The 16,387-nt window shown below is 66.2% G+C and carries 15 protein-coding genes; 6 read left to right on the top strand and 9 right to left on the bottom strand.

From position 1 onward, the window contains the following. Positions 1-52: 52 nt before the first annotated feature. Positions 53-1,210: a cellulose binding domain-containing protein gene (locus AB0B35_RS24000; RefSeq protein ID WP_361049095.1), complete on the top strand. Its 1,158-nt coding sequence runs from the start codon at positions 53-55 to the stop codon at positions 1,208-1,210. Between the two features lie 309 nt (positions 1,211-1,519). On the opposite strand, the gene AB0B35_RS23995 is transcribed toward AB0B35_RS24000, so the two are convergent. Then, positions 1,520-2,107, bottom strand: coding sequence for a TetR/AcrR family transcriptional regulator (locus tag AB0B35_RS23995; protein ID WP_361049093.1), 588 nt, complete (start codon positions 2,105-2,107; stop codon positions 1,520-1,522). An 82-nt stretch (positions 2,108-2,189) separates the two neighbouring features. Between AB0B35_RS23995 and mddA the strand changes: the two genes are divergently transcribed. Then, positions 2,190-2,942, top strand: a complete 753-nt coding sequence (mddA, locus tag AB0B35_RS23990) for a methanethiol S-methyltransferase (protein WP_361049091.1) — start codon at positions 2,190-2,192, stop codon at positions 2,940-2,942. Positions 2,943-2,944: 2 nt separating this feature from the next. Next, positions 2,945-5,092: an alpha/beta fold hydrolase gene (locus tag AB0B35_RS23985; RefSeq protein WP_361049089.1), complete on the top strand. Its 2,148-nt coding sequence runs from the start codon at positions 2,945-2,947 to the stop codon at positions 5,090-5,092. Positions 5,093-5,107: 15 nt separating this feature from the next. Here AB0B35_RS23985 and AB0B35_RS23980 read toward each other — a convergent pair whose 3' ends face one another. Next, positions 5,108-5,584, bottom strand: a complete 477-nt coding sequence (locus tag AB0B35_RS23980) for a DUF5709 domain-containing protein (protein ID WP_361049087.1) — start codon at positions 5,582-5,584, stop codon at positions 5,108-5,110. A 370-nt stretch (positions 5,585-5,954) separates the two neighbouring features. Here AB0B35_RS23980 and AB0B35_RS23975 point away from each other — a divergent pair, with 370 nt between their 5' ends. The 3 genes from AB0B35_RS23975 to AB0B35_RS23965 all read left to right on the top strand — a co-directional run bounded on the left by AB0B35_RS23975 (position 5,955) and on the right by AB0B35_RS23965 (position 8,399). Beyond that, positions 5,955-6,338, top strand: a complete 384-nt coding sequence (locus tag AB0B35_RS23975; RefSeq protein ID WP_361049086.1) for a hypothetical protein — start codon at positions 5,955-5,957, stop codon at positions 6,336-6,338. 523 nt (positions 6,339-6,861) lie between these two features. Further along, the gene (locus AB0B35_RS23970) at positions 6,862-7,557 is read left to right on the top strand and encodes an adenylyltransferase/cytidyltransferase family protein (protein ID WP_361049084.1); all 696 of its coding nucleotides are present in this window, start codon (positions 6,862-6,864) and stop codon (positions 7,555-7,557) included. Next, complete coding sequence (locus AB0B35_RS23965; protein WP_361049082.1) at positions 7,554-8,399, top strand: deaminase; 846 nt, start codon at positions 7,554-7,556, stop codon at positions 8,397-8,399. Before AB0B35_RS23970 ends, AB0B35_RS23965 begins: the two co-directional genes overlap by 4 nt. On the opposite strand, the gene AB0B35_RS23960 is transcribed toward AB0B35_RS23965, so the two are convergent. The 7 genes from AB0B35_RS23960 to AB0B35_RS23930 all read right to left on the bottom strand — a co-directional run bounded on the left by AB0B35_RS23960 (position 8,396) and on the right by AB0B35_RS23930 (position 16,320). Next, entirely contained in the window at positions 8,396-8,860 is a 465-nt protein-coding gene (locus AB0B35_RS23960; protein WP_361049080.1) for an HIT domain-containing protein, read from the bottom strand. The two genes, AB0B35_RS23965 and AB0B35_RS23960, sit on opposite strands and share 4 nt — an antisense overlap. Positions 8,861-8,862: 2 nt before the next feature. Beyond that, positions 8,863-9,366: a dihydrofolate reductase gene (locus tag AB0B35_RS23955; protein ID WP_361049078.1), complete on the bottom strand. Its 504-nt coding sequence runs from the start codon at positions 9,364-9,366 to the stop codon at positions 8,863-8,865. Then, a complete protein-coding gene (gene thyA, locus AB0B35_RS23950; protein WP_361049076.1) occupies positions 9,363-10,256 on the bottom strand; it encodes a thymidylate synthase in 894 nt (297 codons plus the stop codon). Before thyA ends, AB0B35_RS23955 begins: the two co-directional genes overlap by 4 nt. Before the next feature lie 81 nt (positions 10,257-10,337). After that, positions 10,338-13,349 carry a hypothetical protein gene (locus AB0B35_RS23945; protein ID WP_361049074.1) on the bottom strand — a complete coding sequence of 1,004 codons (3,012 nt, stop codon included), beginning with the start codon at positions 13,347-13,349 and terminating at the stop codon, positions 10,338-10,340. 24 nt (positions 13,350-13,373) lie between these two features. Then, positions 13,374-14,003: a hypothetical protein gene (locus AB0B35_RS23940; protein ID WP_361049072.1), complete on the bottom strand. Its 630-nt coding sequence runs from the start codon at positions 14,001-14,003 to the stop codon at positions 13,374-13,376. Further along, on the bottom strand, positions 14,003-14,749 hold the full coding sequence (locus AB0B35_RS23935; protein ID WP_361049070.1) for an HAD family hydrolase: 747 nt from the start codon (positions 14,747-14,749) through the stop codon (positions 14,003-14,005). The genes AB0B35_RS23940 and AB0B35_RS23935 overlap by 1 nt, the downstream gene beginning before the upstream one ends. After that, positions 14,746-16,320: a thymidylate synthase gene (locus AB0B35_RS23930; RefSeq protein ID WP_361049068.1), complete on the bottom strand. Its 1,575-nt coding sequence runs from the start codon at positions 16,318-16,320 to the stop codon at positions 14,746-14,748. Before AB0B35_RS23930 ends, AB0B35_RS23935 begins: the two co-directional genes overlap by 4 nt. Between the last annotated feature and the right edge of the window lie 67 nt (positions 16,321-16,387).

The following is a 16,387-nucleotide window of genomic DNA, read 5'->3' as shown; positions in this document are numbered from 1 at the left end:
CCGACCGGCCGGACACCCCGTCGGCGACCGACTCACGAAGGGTCACCAAGTCATGCGCAGACGCACCTCCGCCGCCGCGGCGCTCACCGCGGCCGTCCTGGCCGCCGTCGGCACGGGCGTGATCACGGCACTTCCCTCGTACGCGGCCACCGGCTGCCGCGTCGCCTACACCGTCACCAACCAGTGGCCGGGCGGATTCGGCGCCTCCGTCGCCGTCACCAACCTCGGCGACCCGATCAACGGCTGGACCCTCGCCTGGTCCTACTCGGCCGGCCAGCAGGTGACCCAGTACTGGAGCACCGCGCTGACCCAGAGCGGCGCGGCGGTCAGTGCCCGCAACGTCGACTACAACGGCTCGCTGTCCACCGGCGCGACCACGTCGTTCGGCTTCAACGGCTCGTGGACGGGCAGCAACCCCGTGCCCGCGAGCTTCACCCTCAACGGCGTCACGTGCACCGGCGGCGTCTCCGGCTCACCCACGCCGACCCGCACCGCCGGGCCCTCGCCGTCCCCGTCGCGTTCGGTCACGCCCTCGCCGAGCAGCGGCACACCCGGCGTGCCGTCGGACGCCGTATGGTCGGCGTCGGGCCAGTGGGACACCTGGAACAACAACGGGTTCACCGTCTACAACAACATCTGGGGCTCCGGGGCGGGGTCGCAGACCGTGTGGGCGCGTTCGGGCACCAACTGGGGCGTGATCGCCAACCACCCGATGACCTCCGGTGTGAAGTCCTATCCGCACACCGTCAAGGGCTCGGTCAACCGCACCGTCAGCTCGCTGGCCTCGTTGACCAGCTCGTTCAACGTCAGTGTGCCCAGCAGCGGCGACTACTCCACCACGTACGACATCTGGGCCAACAACTGGGCCTACGAGGTCATGCTGTGGATGAACTGGAACGGCAACGTCGGGCCGATCGCCGAACAGTACGACGCCAACGGGGCCGTTCCCGCGTTCCGCAACGTCAGTCTCGGCGGGCACACCTGGAACATCTACCGGGGCTCCAACGGGGCGAACGCGGTGTTCTCGTTCCTGCGTACCAGCAAGACCAACTCGGGCACGGTCGACATCCGCGCCATCATGAGCTGGCTGCGGACCCAGGGCTGGTGGGGCGACGTGACCGTGGGGGAGGCCCAGTTCGGTTTCGAGATCAGCGGGACCAGCGGCTCGGCCGCCTTCACGGACAACAGCTTCTCCATCGCCTGGAGCTGACGAGCATCAAGCCGATCGCGTACAGCGGTGTCCGTCCGGTTCGCTGGGCGGACACCAGCACCTCGGCGAGTCAAATAATGTCACCGGCAGTGGTATCGGCTGCCCGGATCAGCGGACGAGCGGGCGAACGAGGTCAGCGGCGAGGTCGGAGGTGCCCGCGGCGATGAAGGTTCGGCGTGTGCTCATCGCTTCGGCGATGTCATCGAGTTGGACGCTTGCGCACTTTCCGCGCGATGTAGCCAACGACGTCCGCGTGTTTGACCTCGAAGTCGCAGATCGGTTGGCACGGCGTCGCCGGTCAAGCTGCGGTTACGCGGGTGAGGAGGTCTCCCAGGCGCGGATGAGGTCGCCGACGCGGCGCAGGGCGGTGCGGACCCGCTCGGTCCAGGCGTCGTCGCCGAGCAGGATCATCGCCTCGCCGCCCAGGAACGACGTACCCACCAGGACCGCGATGTCGGCGGCGGTGAAGGGGCCGAGCGAGCCGAATCGCGCTTCGGCTTCGCCGGCGACCTCTTCGAGCAGGGTCATCCAGCCCTGGAGCATGGCGAGCACCCGCTGCGCGACCAGGGCGTCGGACCAGCCCGCGGCGATCATCTCCTGCAGCACGCGCACATAACCGGAGGCGAGGTCGTCGTCGAGGAACTCGCACGCCTGCTCGTAGCGCCGCCACAGCGGTTCGGACGCGGCGTACATCTGGCGCTGCCGGTCGACGAGCCGCGCGTTCTCGTGGTCGAGCAGGGCGAGGACCATGCCCTGCTTGCCGCCGAAGTGGTAATGGATCTGGCTGAGTGGGACGCCGGCCTGGTCGGCCACCTTGCGTGTGGACAGTTTGGCGTACCCCTCGGACAGCAGGCACGACCGGGCGGCTTCCATGATCTTCGTCGATGCCGTGCTCAATCGATACCCCTTGTTCGGTCGGTCGACCGAATGTTAACGTACCGCAGATTCGGTCGATCGACCGAACGAAGAGGAGGATCCCATGATCCGGCGGACTCTGGCGGTCGGCTACGGCGTGCTCGCCTACGTCGCTTTCCTGGCGGCGATCATTTACACCATCGGTTTCCTGGCCAACACGCTGGTGCCCAAGGGCGTCGACGACGGCGTGACCGGCCCGGCGTGGCTCGCCGTGGCGGTCGACGCCGGCCTGCTCGGCGTCTTCGCCGTCCAGCACAGCGTCATGGCCCGGCCGTGGTTCAAGCGGTGGTGGACCCGCTTCGTGCCGGCGGCCGTCGAACGCAGCACGTTCGTGCTGCTCTCCAGCCTCGCCGTCGGCCTGCTGCTGTGGCAGTGGCGGCCGCTGACCGCGGACGTCTGGTCTGTCGAGGCGGTATGGCTGCGCGTGCTGTTGTGGACGGTGTGCGGGCTGGGCTGGGGCGTGCTCGTGCTGAGCACCTTCCTCATCGGGCACTTCGACCTGTTCGGGCTGCGGCAGGTGCTCGCCCGTGCCAGGGACGCCGACTACGCCGAGCCGGGATTCCGGCAGCCGCTGCTCTACCGCGTCGTCCGGCACCCGATCATGGTCGGCTTCATCATCGCCTTCTGGGCCACGCCCGACATGACCGTCGGGCACCTGCTGTTCGCCGGGGCCGCCACCGGATACATCCTGATCGCCGTGCGGTTCGAGGAGCACGACCTGCGCAAGAGCCTGGGCGAGCCCTACGAGCGCTACGCCGGGCAGGTGCCCCGGTTCATCCCCCGGACGCGGGCGGTGCCGGAGCAGGTGGAGGCCTGACGATGCGGGCACGGGAGGCGGACGCGGAGGGATTCGTCGAGCACGGCGGCGTGCGGATCCATTACGAGGTGTACGGCGACGGCGAGCCGACCATCCTGCTCATGCCGACCTGGACCGTCATCGACAAGCGGTTCTGGAAGGCACAGGTCCCTTACCTGGCCCGGCACCACCGCGTGGTGGTCTACGACGGGCCCGGCAACGGCCGCTCCGACCGCCCACTCGACCCGGCCGCCTACGGGCAGCAGAACCAGGTGGCGTACGCGCTGAAGGTCCTCGACGCCACCGGGACGCACCGGGCGGTCCCGGTGGCGCTGTCCATGGCCGCGAACTGGGCACTGGAACTCGCGGCGGATCATCCGGACCGGGTCCACGGGACCGTCCTGATCGGCCCGACCGTGCCCGTCGCCAGCCCGCCGGACTCGGCCCGCTCCGCCTACAACCGCGTCGACGCTCCCGCTCCCGCACTCGCTCCGTCGCAGGTGCCGGTGCTCGGCATCGACCCACCCGAGCACTGGCTGAAGTACAACCGCGAGTACTGGACGGAGAACTTCGACGACTTCCTGTGGTTCTTCATGGGCCAGTGCTTCAGCGAGCCGCACTCCACCAAGCAGATCGAGGACGCGGTCGGCTGGGGCCGGCAGACCTCGGGGGAGGTGCTCGTCGCCAAGAGCCACGCCCCGTGGCCGGACAACCCGACCCTGACCGGCTGGTGCGAACGTGTCAAGAGCCCGGTCCTGCTGATCCACGGCGACGACGACCGGATCAGCCACGTCCACCGCAGCCGGGTCCTCGCCGACCTGACCGGCGGCGACCTGGTGGTCCTCGAAGGCGCGGGACACATCCCGCTCGCCCGCGACCCGGTGAAGGTCAACCTGCTCGTGCACGAGTTCGCCGAGCGGTTCCGCCCGCCCGCCCCGCGGCGGCAGACCTGGTCGCGCTTCGGTCACCGGCGCAAGCGGGTGCTCTACCTGTGCTCGCCGATCGGCCTGGGCCACGCCCGGCGCGACGCGGCCATCGCCGCCGAACTGCGGCTGCGCCATCCGGAGGTGCAGATCGACTGGCTGGCGCAGCATCCGGTGACGCGGGTGCTCGAACAGGCCGGGGAGCGGCTGCACCCGGCGAGCCGGTGGCTGGCCAACGAGTCCGCGCACATCGAAGGGGAGGCGGGCGAGCACGACCTGCACTGTTTCGAGGCGCTGCGGAGCATGGACGAGGTGCTGCTGGCCAACTTCATGGTGTTCCACGACGTGGTGCGGGATACCGCCTACGACCTGGTGGTCGGGGACGAGGCGTGGGACGTCGACCATTTCCTGCACGAGAACCCGGAACTCAAGCGGTTCGCGTACGCGTGGTTCACCGACTTCGTGGGATTTCTGCCGATGCCCGACGGCGGGCCGCGGGAGGCGCTGGTCACCGCCGACTACAACGCCGAGATGATCGAGCACATCGCACGGTATCCGCGGATCAGGGACCGGGCGATCTTCGTCGGCAACCCCGACGACGTGGTGGACCAGCGGTTCGGCCCGGACCTGCCGATGATCCGGGAGTGGACCCGGGAGCACTACGACTTCGCCGGATACGTCACCGGGTTCGATCCCGGCACGGTCGCCGACCGGGTGACGCTGCGCGCCGAACTCGGGTACCGGCCGGACGAGCGGGTGTGCGTGGTGACCGTGGGCGGCTCCGGGGTCGGCCACCACCTGCTGCGCAGGGTCGTGGACTCCTACGACGCGGCGGCCGCGCTCGTGCCGGGGCTGCGGATGCTGGTCGTGACCGGCCCGCGCATCGACCCGGCCTCGATCGATGCGCGGGCGGGCCTGGACGTGCGCGCCTACATGCCGGACCTGCACCGGCACCTGGCCGCGAGCGACCTGGCGGTGGTGCAGGGCGGTCTGACCACGTGCATGGAGCTGACCGCCGCCCGGCGTCCGTTCATCTACATCCCGCTGCGCCACCACTTCGAGCAGAACTTCCACGTGGCACACCGGCTCGACCGATACGGGGCCGGGCGTCGGCTCGACTACGACGACCTGACGCCCGAGGTGCTTGCGCGGGCCATCGCGGACGAGATCGGACGGGAGGTCGCCTACCGGCCCGTGGAGAGCGACGGCGCGGCACGGGCGGCGGCGATGCTGGCCGAGCTGCTCTGACGAGCGGGTCCGGACCTAGTCCAGCGGGCCGTCACCCGTGCCGTCGGGGTCGTCCACGATGTGCATCGCGGCCTCCTCGGCGCTCGCGCCGCCGCCGTCGATGCCCACGTCCCATGCGATCGAGTCGGGCTGGTCGTCCTCGCCGAAGCCCTGGTCGTCGGCCACGAGCCGACCGGCCCTCGGCTCGCGGTCGTAGCCGCGCCGGATCAGGTCGTCCTCGTCCTCGTCGACCGGGTCCGCGTACGGGTCGATGTCCGGCTCCTCCTCGGCGAGGTGCTGATCCAGAGACTCCCCGGCCAGTGCCTCGGCCGGCGTCGTGCCGAAACGATTGGCCCCGGACCAGCGATCGGTGGCGACCACGCCCGTGTCGAGAGGGTCGGTGACCGGATCGCCGTCGAGCGTGTCGGAGGCGTCGAGCACGCCTTCGTCCTCGATCTCGTCCCACTGGCCGACGCCGTCGATGCTGTCGCCCTGTACGCCGTCCTGGCTCATGTCTCCTCCCGGTCCGCCCTGGTATCGCCAGTAAAAGGCGAGTATATCTCGGTGGGTCCGGTTCTGACTCGGTGACAGCCCTGAACCTCGGCGCTCCGGGACCCGGCCGCGGCACTCATCGCAAGATCCCGTCGTCTGGTTGGGCGTCATTCCTGTCGGCATCGATTCTTGGCTCAAGCTTCGCACTCGAAATCGCGCGTCAAGTGGTCCATGAGCGACTCGCCGTCAGCTGCCGTCTATCGACACGGCTGGACCGCTACGGCGGCGCACGTGCGCCACAGCTTGACGCTTGGGGCACACTACATTAGTGGGCCAACGAGGAAAGAAATTACCCGTAGCGGCGATGAATGCCCCGTGGGAAACGAGGGGAGTGGACCGCGACGCAGTGGAACTGCTCTTCGCCTTCATGGCGAAGCGGGACATGCTGTTCGCCGACCGGCACATGGAGGATGAAGCGCACTGCGTCGCGCTTGCCGAACAAGTGGCCGGCCATCTGACGTCGATCGACGAATCGAGCCATGGCCCAGATCTTGCCGGTGCCCTTCGGGGCATGCGCGCGGCGTTGCTGTCCTTCATCGCCAGATCGGGCCCTGCGGCCCGCAACTTCACGCGACACGGTTGGCCGGGGGCTGATCCTTTTGCCTTGGCGTTAGGTGAACTACGCGGCCTTATTGGCTTATATATAATGATCATCGCGTATCAGTACAATGTTGAGATCCCGGATGAGCTGGGACATTTTTTGCCGCCCGACTGATTCCAGTCGGCTGGGCACGGCAAATGGTCACCGCCCTGCTACTGACACGGAAAGTCGGTCGGGATCAGTGCGGCAACAGGCCCGATGGTGGTCGTGTCGCGGGTGACTTCCCCGCGCGGCCGGCTACCTCGAACGGCGCGGGCTGGCGATGCGCGCGGGGCAGTCCAGGCGACGAGGAGACTGACCCGCCCGTCGAGCAGGCGTGCCGAATCAGCTCCGCCTCGATGTCATCCCGGAGCCCGACGACCAGATCGTCATCCAGAAGCGGCGCGGACAGGCCACCCGGTTCGACAAGCCGGGCCGCTGCCGGGCCACCCTCGACTGCGCCGACGCCTTGGACTGCTACGCGCCGGACCCGGCGGTGGCGCGACCGGTAGCATGCGAGACGCGGGCCGCCCCGGCGGGTAGCGTTGTGCGGACCGCGACGTGGGCCACGCCAAGCGGGCTGCGGTCGGCGTGGGGAGACGCATGGAGAATTGGCAGAATGACAGCAGCGAGAGAGTTTTAGGCGATAAGTGCTCATATGACGAATGAGAGAAATCCGGAAGTACCGCTGGATGCATACCGCCACGAAGCGCCGGGCGCCGCACCCAAGAACGACCGGTACAAGTATGCGGCACTACCCCCCAATAGTGGAATGTTTGCCGACGCGTCGAATTTCGAACAACGGTACGTCTCGGATTATGCGGCAATAGGCGCGATCGTTGACGCGCTGCGACTCCTTGGCCTCAAGGTCGTTCTCACCAGCGGCACGTTCGATATCCTGCATGAGGGACACTCGATGTATCTCGAGGCGGCCCGGCAGTTCGGCGACTTTCTGATAGTCGGCGTGGACAGCGATGAGAAGGTGCGTCGGCGCAAGGGTCCCTGGCGGCCCGCAGTGCCGGAAGCGGAGCGGCTGCGGATGGTGACCCACCAGCGTGGTGTAGGTGTGGTCACGTTGAAGAATGCCGACGATCCGAGGTGGTCGCTCATCGCAGCGGTGCGGCCTGACGTGCTGGTGGCGACAGCTGAGACATACAAACCGGACGAGATCGCCGAACTTGAGGAAAAATACTGCGGGCGAGTGGAAATCCTCGACCGCATGGCCACCGTGAGTACATCGGCGCGCTTGCGCCTGCTGCAACTGGCACTCGGCGAGCGAATGTCCCAGCGCCTCACAGAGCGCCTGCCCGACCTCCTTCAGGAGGTCATCAATGAGGTCGGCTCGACGTCGTGAAGCAGATCCTCCTGTATCTGCCGGTGATTCATGCAGGTTACGAATCTCTTCTCTCCCGGCATGGAGATGTGGCGGAGGTCCTCGTCCTCGGTGAGAGCTTCACCGAGGACTATCCGGTCATGAAGAAGGAGATCCGGGCGTTGGCGCCGGATGCGGCCGCGCGATACATCCGACAGGCAGGTATCGGCAGTACGGTCCGAGTCGTGGAACGGCACGAGCTGCCGGCGGCCGTCGTCGCCGAAACGTTGGTCGTTCCCGACGAAGAGATAATGCGCGATCTGGTGCATCGGTACGACCTTGAGAATGCGCGGAAGGTGATATTCGATCGCACCTTCTTGCGCTGGGATCGAAGCTGGAGCCTGGCGCAGCGGCCGGCGGACTTCGACGGCGTCGTCGCAGCGGATGAGCTGAGTCGCGTGCTGATGGGGCAGGCAACGGACCGCGCCGCGCAATCCTCCGACTGGTGGCGTCAGGTCGGCGCCCTCGCGATCCGCGATGGCGAGATCCTGTGCATCGAACACAACCAGCACCAGCCGACGGAGTACACCCCCTACCTCGACGGCGACCCTCGCAACGATTTTCGCCGCGGTGTACGTATCGATCTTTCGACGGCCATCCACGCAGAGGCGATGATCGTTGCTCGGGCCGCCCGACTCGGCATCGTGCTGGCCGACGCCGACCTCTACGTGTCGACTTTCCCGTGTCCGGGATGCGCCCGAATGATCGCCGAGGCCGGCTTCCGCCGCTGCTATTTCTCCGGACCGTACGCGATGCTCGACGGCGACAGCATATTGCGATCAGCCGGAGTCGAGATGATCTGGGTTGACACCTCCGCTCGCTAGGGAGTGCTTCCGGTCTGCTCCGGCGGTCGCGAACTGAACTTCATGCGAACCGGCTCGTGCTCGGGGTCGTCGACGTCACCGACCACGACGTGCACATGAAGGTGACTGACGGTCCCGCCGGTGAACCGGCAGTCTCCGTTGCGCACACCCAGGCCGTAGTAGGTCATCTCGTAATGATCACGGACCCAGCCCAGTGCCGCCCAGAAGTCCTCCTTCGCTGCCGGAGAGAGTTCGACCAGGTCGGATACATGCTCATCCGGCACGAGCAGCAGGTGCCGGCGGGTGCCTTTGTAGGGGAAGTCGTTGGGGACGACCGCCCAATGCGTGTTCCGCCATACCGGAAGACGTGCGGGATCACCTATGAGATGGTCCGCGCAGAAGATGCAGATGCCGTTCTCTTCGAGTCGGATCATCTTTGACCGCTGCTCGTCCGTGCGATAGTTAGCGATGTTGTACAGCATGGCTAGCTGCGCTCGTATGTCAAGAACGAGTAGCCGTCATCCGGATGCGCTTCCTCTTCGACCAGAGTGAACGGCTTCAGCCAGTCGGCGGGCATCACGGCGTCACCGGCGACCTCTTTGTGAACCCTGGTCAGGTACACCCGGTCCACCTGGTCCAGCGTCTGGGCATAAATCTGCGCTCCGCCGATGATGAAGACCTCGTCGCGGTCGGCGAACGCCTCGATGCCGCGAGCGACAGTGAGGGCGGACGGCAGATCGGCCTGGAAGAGCACGTTGCTGTCCCCGGTGCCGCGGGCACGGCGGGATACCACCACACTGAACCGCTCCGGGAGCGGACGGCCGAGCCGCGCCAAGATTGACTCGTGGGTTCGTCGACCCATGACGACGACGTGCCCGGTGGTCAGGCGCTTGAACCGACGTAGGTCGGCGGGAAGGGTCCAGGGCAGGTCACCCTCAAGGCCGATGACGTCGTTCACGTCGGCGGCGACGATCAGCGACACCGTCATGGCGACACCGGGATGCGCAGGCCGGGGTGCGGGTCATAGTCGGCCAGGTCAAAGTGCTCCGCCCGGAAGTCGTGGATGTCTCGGACCTCTCGGCCGGCGTCGTTGAGTGTCACCGTGGGAAGACGCCGCGGTTCCCGGTCGGCCATGGTCCTTGCTTGGTCGACCTGATCCTCGTAGATGTGGGCGTCCGAGATGGTGTGGTAGTAGGCAGCCGCCGGAAAGCCGGTCAGATGCTCGAGCATGAGGACGAGCGCCGCATACTGGATCATGTTTGACGGCACACCGACGGGAACATCTCCCGAGCGCTGGTACATGTGCACATGCAGCCGTCCGTTGAGCACCCGGACGTGGACCCAGCCATGACACGGCGCGATCGTCGTGCTCGGCCGCTTGCCCTGTCCTCGCACCTGGTACTGCGGAATCCACGGCGAGACGAAGTGCGTCCTCACCTCCGGCAACTCATTGAGCTGCTCTACCAGGTGCTTGAACTGGTCAAAGGGCTCGCCTTCCGTAGTCGGAAAGCGGCGGAAGGCACCACCGTAGGAACCCGGCCCGATGTCGCCCGGCGGAAGGCCTCGCGAGGCGGTCTTTGCCGGGGTGGCCCAGTCTCCCCACCAGTCGCAGCCGAAGGCCTCGAGTTCGTCCAGCGTCGTCGCCCCGTTGATAAAGGCGCACAGTTCCCCGATAGGCTTGCGCCAGAAGGAGCCGATGTTTCGCTCGGTGATGACAGGAAAGCCATTCGTCAAGTCGAAGCGCATCGTTTGCTGCATCAGTGTCAACGCAGCCGGCCCCTGCCGGGTCGGGACCTTCTCACCGTGGGCGAGAAGGTCCCGCAGAAGATCCCGGTATTGCGTGTCCGGTTGACGCTGAAGATGAGGCGTGTACTGCACAGTGGCACCTCCAGGAAGGAAATGCCACTTTAGCGCACGTACGGCGTGAGCTGCTCACAGGGTCGGGTCAGAACCTCGCCATCACACATACCGCCCGCCCTGGCCGCCCATGTAGCCGAATCCGGTCCCCAGATCCCGGTAGTAGCGCCGATACCATTCGCTCTCGCTGCGCTTTCTGAGAATAGCCGTCGCCGCCGGAGTGAGCCGATTGATGTCGACGCTTCTGACCGCGTACTTGGAGTCCTGATCCGGAGCCCTGTCTTTCTTGTTTCCGGCGGTGTGCTCCCATTCGAACTTCGAGAAAGGCTTTGCATAATATGGCTGGCGTGGTGCGTCGATCACGGCGACGGCGGGGAGCACCACATGGGACGTCCAGACAAGTTCGACCACCCGGTGGGTGCCGTCGCAGACTATGTACTCTCGGTCGCCATGTTCGTTCTCCCAGTCCTCCTCGTGGAGTCGTTCGAGGATGGGTGGGGTGACCGTCACCGGTTGCAGCGCGGGACCCTTGCGCACGCGCGCGAAGCCCCAAGGGTCGGCCAACTTGGTGAGCACCTGGTCGTGGATCTCCCGCGCGCGATCCAGTCCGGCGCGAAGCACATAGCGCTGCACCGGTCGTAGCACGCCCAGCGCGTCGTCGACCGGCGCTTCGCGACACGAGTCCTGGTCATACTGATCGGCCGAGAAGATCAGGATGACGGATCTGGTGCCCTGCCAGACCGGGACGTCGCGGCGCACCAGGTACACGCGCTTGACGGGGAGTCCACGGTAGGGGAACTGTCCATCGAGGTCGAACCCCTCGACAAAGGTCACCCGGTCGATCGCCTCCGTCGTCGAGTCGGCCGGCAGATCGTGCGCCAACCGGTGGCCACCGCTCTCGAAGCTGTACATGTCCACGATTTCGATCGAGTCGGATGTCTGGGCGAGCTTGCCCATCACCAGTTCGCGCGGGGGCACTCCGCCATTCACCTTGCGGCGCGACTCGATCTCACGGTCGACCCATCTCATGACGTCGGCGTTTCTGGACACGATCGCCGGGCACTGTTGCCACGGCGCCAGCGCCACATCGTCCCGGCTGTCGGGCAGCGGGAACCAGATGGCGCCGGGCGGCAGCCGGCGGCCGACATCGGCGGCAGGCGAGCCGGCTTCATCAGGAAACCTGGCCTGCGGGTCCCAGCGGAGCCCGCCTCCGCCGAGGCGGAGCGCATCCATCGAGACACCTCTGGTCTGGGCATGCTCGCTCTCGCGGCGCACGGAAGGCAGTTCGGTGAGCCATTCCATGATGGTGTTGTAGTCCTGTCGCTCCTGCTCCGCCGCCGTCGGCTCCAGATCCTCATCGGAGAACAGATCCTCGGTGAGCTCGACCCGACGGATCAGCGGCAGCAGTGTGACCAGGTGATACTCGTACTCGGTGACGCACCCGGTGGTCGGTGATATCTTTCGCCGGGTGAGCGAGGCAACCTCGCGAAGCTGATCACCCCATAGGTCGCCGTCGGACTCGCTGGCGAGCAGGATTCGGCCCACCGCAGCCTCGAAGGCTCGGACCTGCTTCGCCTTCTCCAGATCCTCCGCCTGGTCGACCACCTGCCGCAGGACGTCGTCACGCAGGTGTTCCAATAGGTTTCGCACCTTCTGGAACGCGGGCAGCAGCAGCGTGTTCCAGTAGCCCACGTCGGACGGCCGGAGCGCCGTGTGATGACTGTGCAATATGTCGTACTCGCCGTCGTCCCGCTCGCGAAGGAGCAGAAGAAGGTTGTATGCCGTGCGTCTGGTGGGCGCGATGTCCGGCAGGGTCCCGTCGGCAAAGCACAACGCGACGTAGCCGGAGTCGGACCAGATCTCCTCCACGTAATCGCGAAATGACGAGATGCCGGCCATGTCGCCATCCGGTTGAGCTGCCGCGTCATCCAGCAGCTTGTGCACGGTGTCGTAGAGGCGCCGTTCGGCTGGAGTCACCCGCGACGCCGACACGAGCGGGCGGACGATCTGGATCGGGTCGCCATGCCCGTCCGATTCGACGTCATAGCGGAAGGCGATCTCCATCTCGCCTTTCCACACGTTGACCCGGATCCATGCCATACCCGACATCCGTGAGTTCCTGGCGAACGGCGGGCAAGCCACCACCGTGATTTCGCTCGGGCTCTCACCGGACGCGAGCGACGTGCTCGACATCGTGGCGACCTCGGGCGTACGCATGTCCGCGTGGATGACCATGGACATCCGGATGTCCCGGCAAAGGGTCAAGAACTCCGAACTATTCGTAGTGCTGCCCGAACTGCTCTCGACAAGCATGTGGTTGGTGACGCACAGGCGTGACGGTTCCGGGTTGTCACAACCTGCCTGACATTCGATGTCGCGCGCATGCTGATTGAACCGGTCGACGTCTGCCGTCGCGGCGAGTCGTCGAGTATCGGCAGGCAGCAGGTTGTGGTGGGTGACTCCGATCACGTAGAGCGGCGCGTTGAGGGCCACGGTACGCGACAACGTCCCGACCAGCCGCTGCGACGCCTCCATCTGAGCGCGACTGATCTGCCCGTGGTCGGAGATGAGTGGATGGCTGTAGGCGGCCTCGTTGGAGTCGAACCCGATGACCACGACGTAAGCGAGCGCCCGCGAATGATCAGGGTCTTCGCGCAGGCACACTCGGGTCACGCTGGCGAGCGGCACATCCTGCGGCCGCGGTGGCATGGTGGCGTTTCCGACCAGGCTCGCGGCGAACCGGCCGTAGAAACCATCGGTCTCGGGCTGGGTTCTGGCCTCGCTGTTGCCGGGTATGGCCAGGATCGAGGGAGTCAACGCTCTCACCCGGTCCAGCGTCGGAGTCCAGAAGTCACCGTAGCCGCCGTCCGCGGCCGTACTGGCGTTCATTTCGCCGCAGCTCACCAGCAGGTGGCTGGCCCGGCCACGATCGAACGGCAGCCGCATGGTCCGGAAGCGATCCACGAACTCGTCGGCGTCGGGCCTTGTCAGCCGAGCGTCGGAGATCACATCGATGTCGAAGGTCGGCTGTTTGCGCGGCACCGTGACGGTCGCGATGTATGGTTCCGCACCAGTTGCCACACCGCTCAGGAATTCGTCGTCCACGAACCACATGTCTGCGACCACGCGGCGCCCTGCCTATTCCGTGATGTGCGTCGGATCGGACTTCTTACGTTCCTTCTGGACACCGGGGAACACTTCGTTGAAGTCCCGATACAGTGCCCGATAGCCCGTCGGCTGGCGGTACTCCTTCCGCAGGTGCTTGTCCGGCAACTCGTCCATGACCGTCACCTGCGACCAGCCGTCGCGCAGCGCGTACGCATAGTACGGATACTCACGCGGCACATCCTCGACATACACGACCGAGATCCGGAGGCCGAGTGAGCGCGCCGCGAAGACGCGGTGAATTCCATCGTTGATGATCCGGACGACGCGGCCGTCGGGTTCGAACGACTCCTCGACAACGGGCGGAATGACCGGGATCACCTCGTCCGGGTCGTCCGAGGTGCGCACGTAGGCCCCGCCGTCGAGGGCGAACATGTCCAGGCCGGTTTTCAGGAGCGCTTCGCGCAATTCGAGAATCTTGTCGATGCCCGGCTTCAACACGTAGTTCTGCGACGGTGCGAGGGTGTCGGTCTCCACCGCGGGCAGGAGTTCCATGGCTGCGTTCTTGTACGGCTGAACGCCGTCGAAGCCGCGCAGTCGCGTACGCGCGAGGGCGGCCAGCAGCTGCTGGCGATTGATTGGCTCTACCGAAACGATCTCCACTATGCCTTCTCCTTCATGGCGGCACTGGCAGCGGCGCCAGCACGTCCTGCGAACAGCGCTTCCGCGGTTGTCACGGTGAGGTCGGAAATCGAGCCGAGTGCCAGGGACGGTCCGCTCGCTCCGTGGTTGAGGACGTCCACCACGTTGGCGGCCTCCCGCACCGGCTCGTGCAGGAGCCACACGGTCCGCATGCCCACGGCCGCAGCGGGTGCGATGTCGTGCCGGTAAGAGTCGCCCACCATGACCGCACGGTCGGAGGACACGCCGGCAGTCCTCAGCAACCCGAGGAACATTTCTGGGGCCGGCTTCTTGATGCCCGCCCGAAATGAAAAGATCCGTCGATCGTGCGGAACCAAGTCGTCAATGAACCAGCCGAAGTGTCGGCGGGCGGCGTCGAGGAACGGCGGCCAGATGTTCGACAGGACGGCGAGCTGGAAGTCGGCCTCGGCGAGTGCGGTCAACACCTCGGCGCTACCCGGAATCGGTACGGCCTCGTCCAGTTGGGCGGTCCAGACCTGTTCGACCGCCGTTTCGACGCCTGGGCCGGCAATGCCGAACTCGTCCCGGATGAAGGCGGCCACCTGCGCGGGACCGGTGAAGTCCGTGGTCATCAGCGCCTGATGCAATGCCGCCTTCTGCGAGGCGTCCAAGCCCGCCCGCGCCGCAATTCGTCGGGCCGGTCCTTGAGCTGGGCCGGTCACCAGCGTCGAACCGATGTCGAAGACGATGAGCGGCCGATCGGTCACGATTCCCCCTTACCCGACTGCCGACGGCGCGACGGCCGGGTTGTGCGCCCGTCGCGAAGCATCTGTTCGTGGATCGCCAGCTCGTGGCCGAGCCACATCGCATGCGACACCAGGCTGACGCCCATGTCCCCGATGATCGCGCGTCGAATGACCTCGGCACTTTTCGACAGGTACTGCTTGAGCACGATGCCGTCGATGAGATGCTCGGCAACGATGCAGTCCTTCTCGGCGTCGACGCGGACCGTGAAATAGCCGTTCGGATCCTCGCGCAGCGAGGGACGCCCGGTTAGGCGGTCGACATCTTCGTCGCGTTTCCAGCCCTCGGAGAGGGCCTGGGCCAGTTCGTAGCCGGAGCGGTTGCGCGGGTCGATGCCGAGCGAGTGGCTCACCACGGTGATCGGCCCGATCGGCAGCCCGAGGGCTTCGGCGACCAGCTGCTGGATCCTCATCAGCCCATATACGTTCTCCAGCCACGCGGTCAGCAGGTTGTGCGCCCGATACGTCGCCGTCAGTGTGAGACGACCGTTCATACAACGGAAGAAGATCGTGGTCAGGCACGGCACCGACGGGTGACCCACGGCGGCCGCCCCGGGAAGGTCGTTCGCGGTGTCCCAGAGCGAGATGTAGCCGTGGCGGGACTGCGGGTCCCGCTGCAGCACCTTGACGACAAGTGCCAAGGTGTCGCGAAGTGAGTCGCCTTCGCGAAAGTAACCGCGAAGCCGGTTGCCGTACGTGTAGGAGATCCCGTCCGGCAGTCTGGGGTCGATGATTCTCTGTTGGTACTCGAGGAAGCGCTCCAGCCGAAAGCCGTACCTGGACAGCACCGCATCGGACTCGACCGCCGGCTCGGTGATGACCGCCTTCGCATTGAGCAGCTCGAGTCGTGGGCCGGTGCCCAGTTCCACCGGTTGCCCGAAGCGGATCGTCCGGACGACCAGTTCCTCCCAGCAGTCAAGTGGCCGCTTTCGCTCGACCTGTTGGGCCGCGATGTTCGACGGCCTGCGGGCGTACTCATCCGATTCATAGTCCGGCATCGTCACTTCAACGGGTGTGGGCAGCTGCTCCGGTGCGGTCCGCGGCAACGACTTCAGGTATCCGGGAAGGTCGCGGTCCAACGCGGGGTCCGAGAGCTTGCCGAAGCCGCGGAAGCTGAGTGTTCCTCGCAGTCGCGCATCGTCGAATTCGGCTATGGCCGGGAAAAGGCGGTCGGTGCCACGTATGCGCTTGAGCTTGCGGCCGAACAGCTCGGCGTCCTCGAGGCCGTCGCGCAGGAACGCCTCTATCTCTCGGCTCGTCGGCAGATCGAAGTGCTCGCCGAGCGCGATGAGGTGCCGGATCTGCGGGTTGAACAGAAGGTTGCAGAACATCGCGTACATCCCGTCGCCGTAGAGGTTCGCGATGACCGCGACGCGGCTCTGGTCGGGGGCGAGGATGTCCGGTGAGATCTGGGTGAGCCTGCGGCTCGTGGCCGCCAAGGGGGACCACAGACTGATGATCCCCACATCTCCGGCGGGGTTGACGGCATGTAGTCGATCACCGTAGTAGAGGGCTTGGAAGTGCGGCGTGTTCATAACTCGTCCCCATACTGGTGTGCGAGTGCGGTGCGATCCAGGCTGCTCATGCCTTGCTGTCGATTCA

The organism is Catellatospora sp. NPDC049133 (assembly GCF_040648455.1).
GTDB lineage: Bacteria > Actinomycetota > Actinomycetes > Mycobacteriales > Micromonosporaceae > Catellatospora > Catellatospora aurea.
The sequence above is the reverse complement of the archived record's forward strand: the minus strand, read 5'-3'. Positions and strand labels throughout refer to the sequence as shown.

Excerpts from the sequence above, each read along its gene's own strand:
- AB0B35_RS23945 (WP_361049074.1), bottom strand. The coding sequence starts at position 13,349 with ATGTGGTTCGTGGACGACGAATTCCTGAGCGGTGTGGCAACTGGTGCG.
- AB0B35_RS24000 (WP_361049095.1), top strand. The coding sequence starts at position 53 with ATGCGCAGACGCACCTCCGCCGCCGCGGCGCTCACCGCGGCCGTCCTG.
- AB0B35_RS23985 (WP_361049089.1), top strand. The coding sequence starts at position 2,945 with ATGCGGGCACGGGAGGCGGACGCGGAGGGATTCGTCGAGCACGGCGGC.
- mddA (WP_361049091.1), top strand. The coding sequence starts at position 2,190 with ATGATCCGGCGGACTCTGGCGGTCGGCTACGGCGTGCTCGCCTACGTC.
- AB0B35_RS23960 (WP_361049080.1), bottom strand. The coding sequence starts at position 8,860 with ATGCTGTACAACATCGCTAACTATCGCACGGACGAGCAGCGGTCAAAG.
- AB0B35_RS23970 (WP_361049084.1), top strand. The coding sequence starts at position 6,862 with ATGACGAATGAGAGAAATCCGGAAGTACCGCTGGATGCATACCGCCAC.
- AB0B35_RS23930 (WP_361049068.1), bottom strand. The coding sequence starts at position 16,320 with ATGAACACGCCGCACTTCCAAGCCCTCTACTACGGTGATCGACTACAT.
- AB0B35_RS23955 (WP_361049078.1), bottom strand. The coding sequence starts at position 9,366 with ATGACGGTGTCGCTGATCGTCGCCGCCGACGTGAACGACGTCATCGGC.
- AB0B35_RS23980 (WP_361049087.1), bottom strand. The coding sequence starts at position 5,584 with ATGAGCCAGGACGGCGTACAGGGCGACAGCATCGACGGCGTCGGCCAG.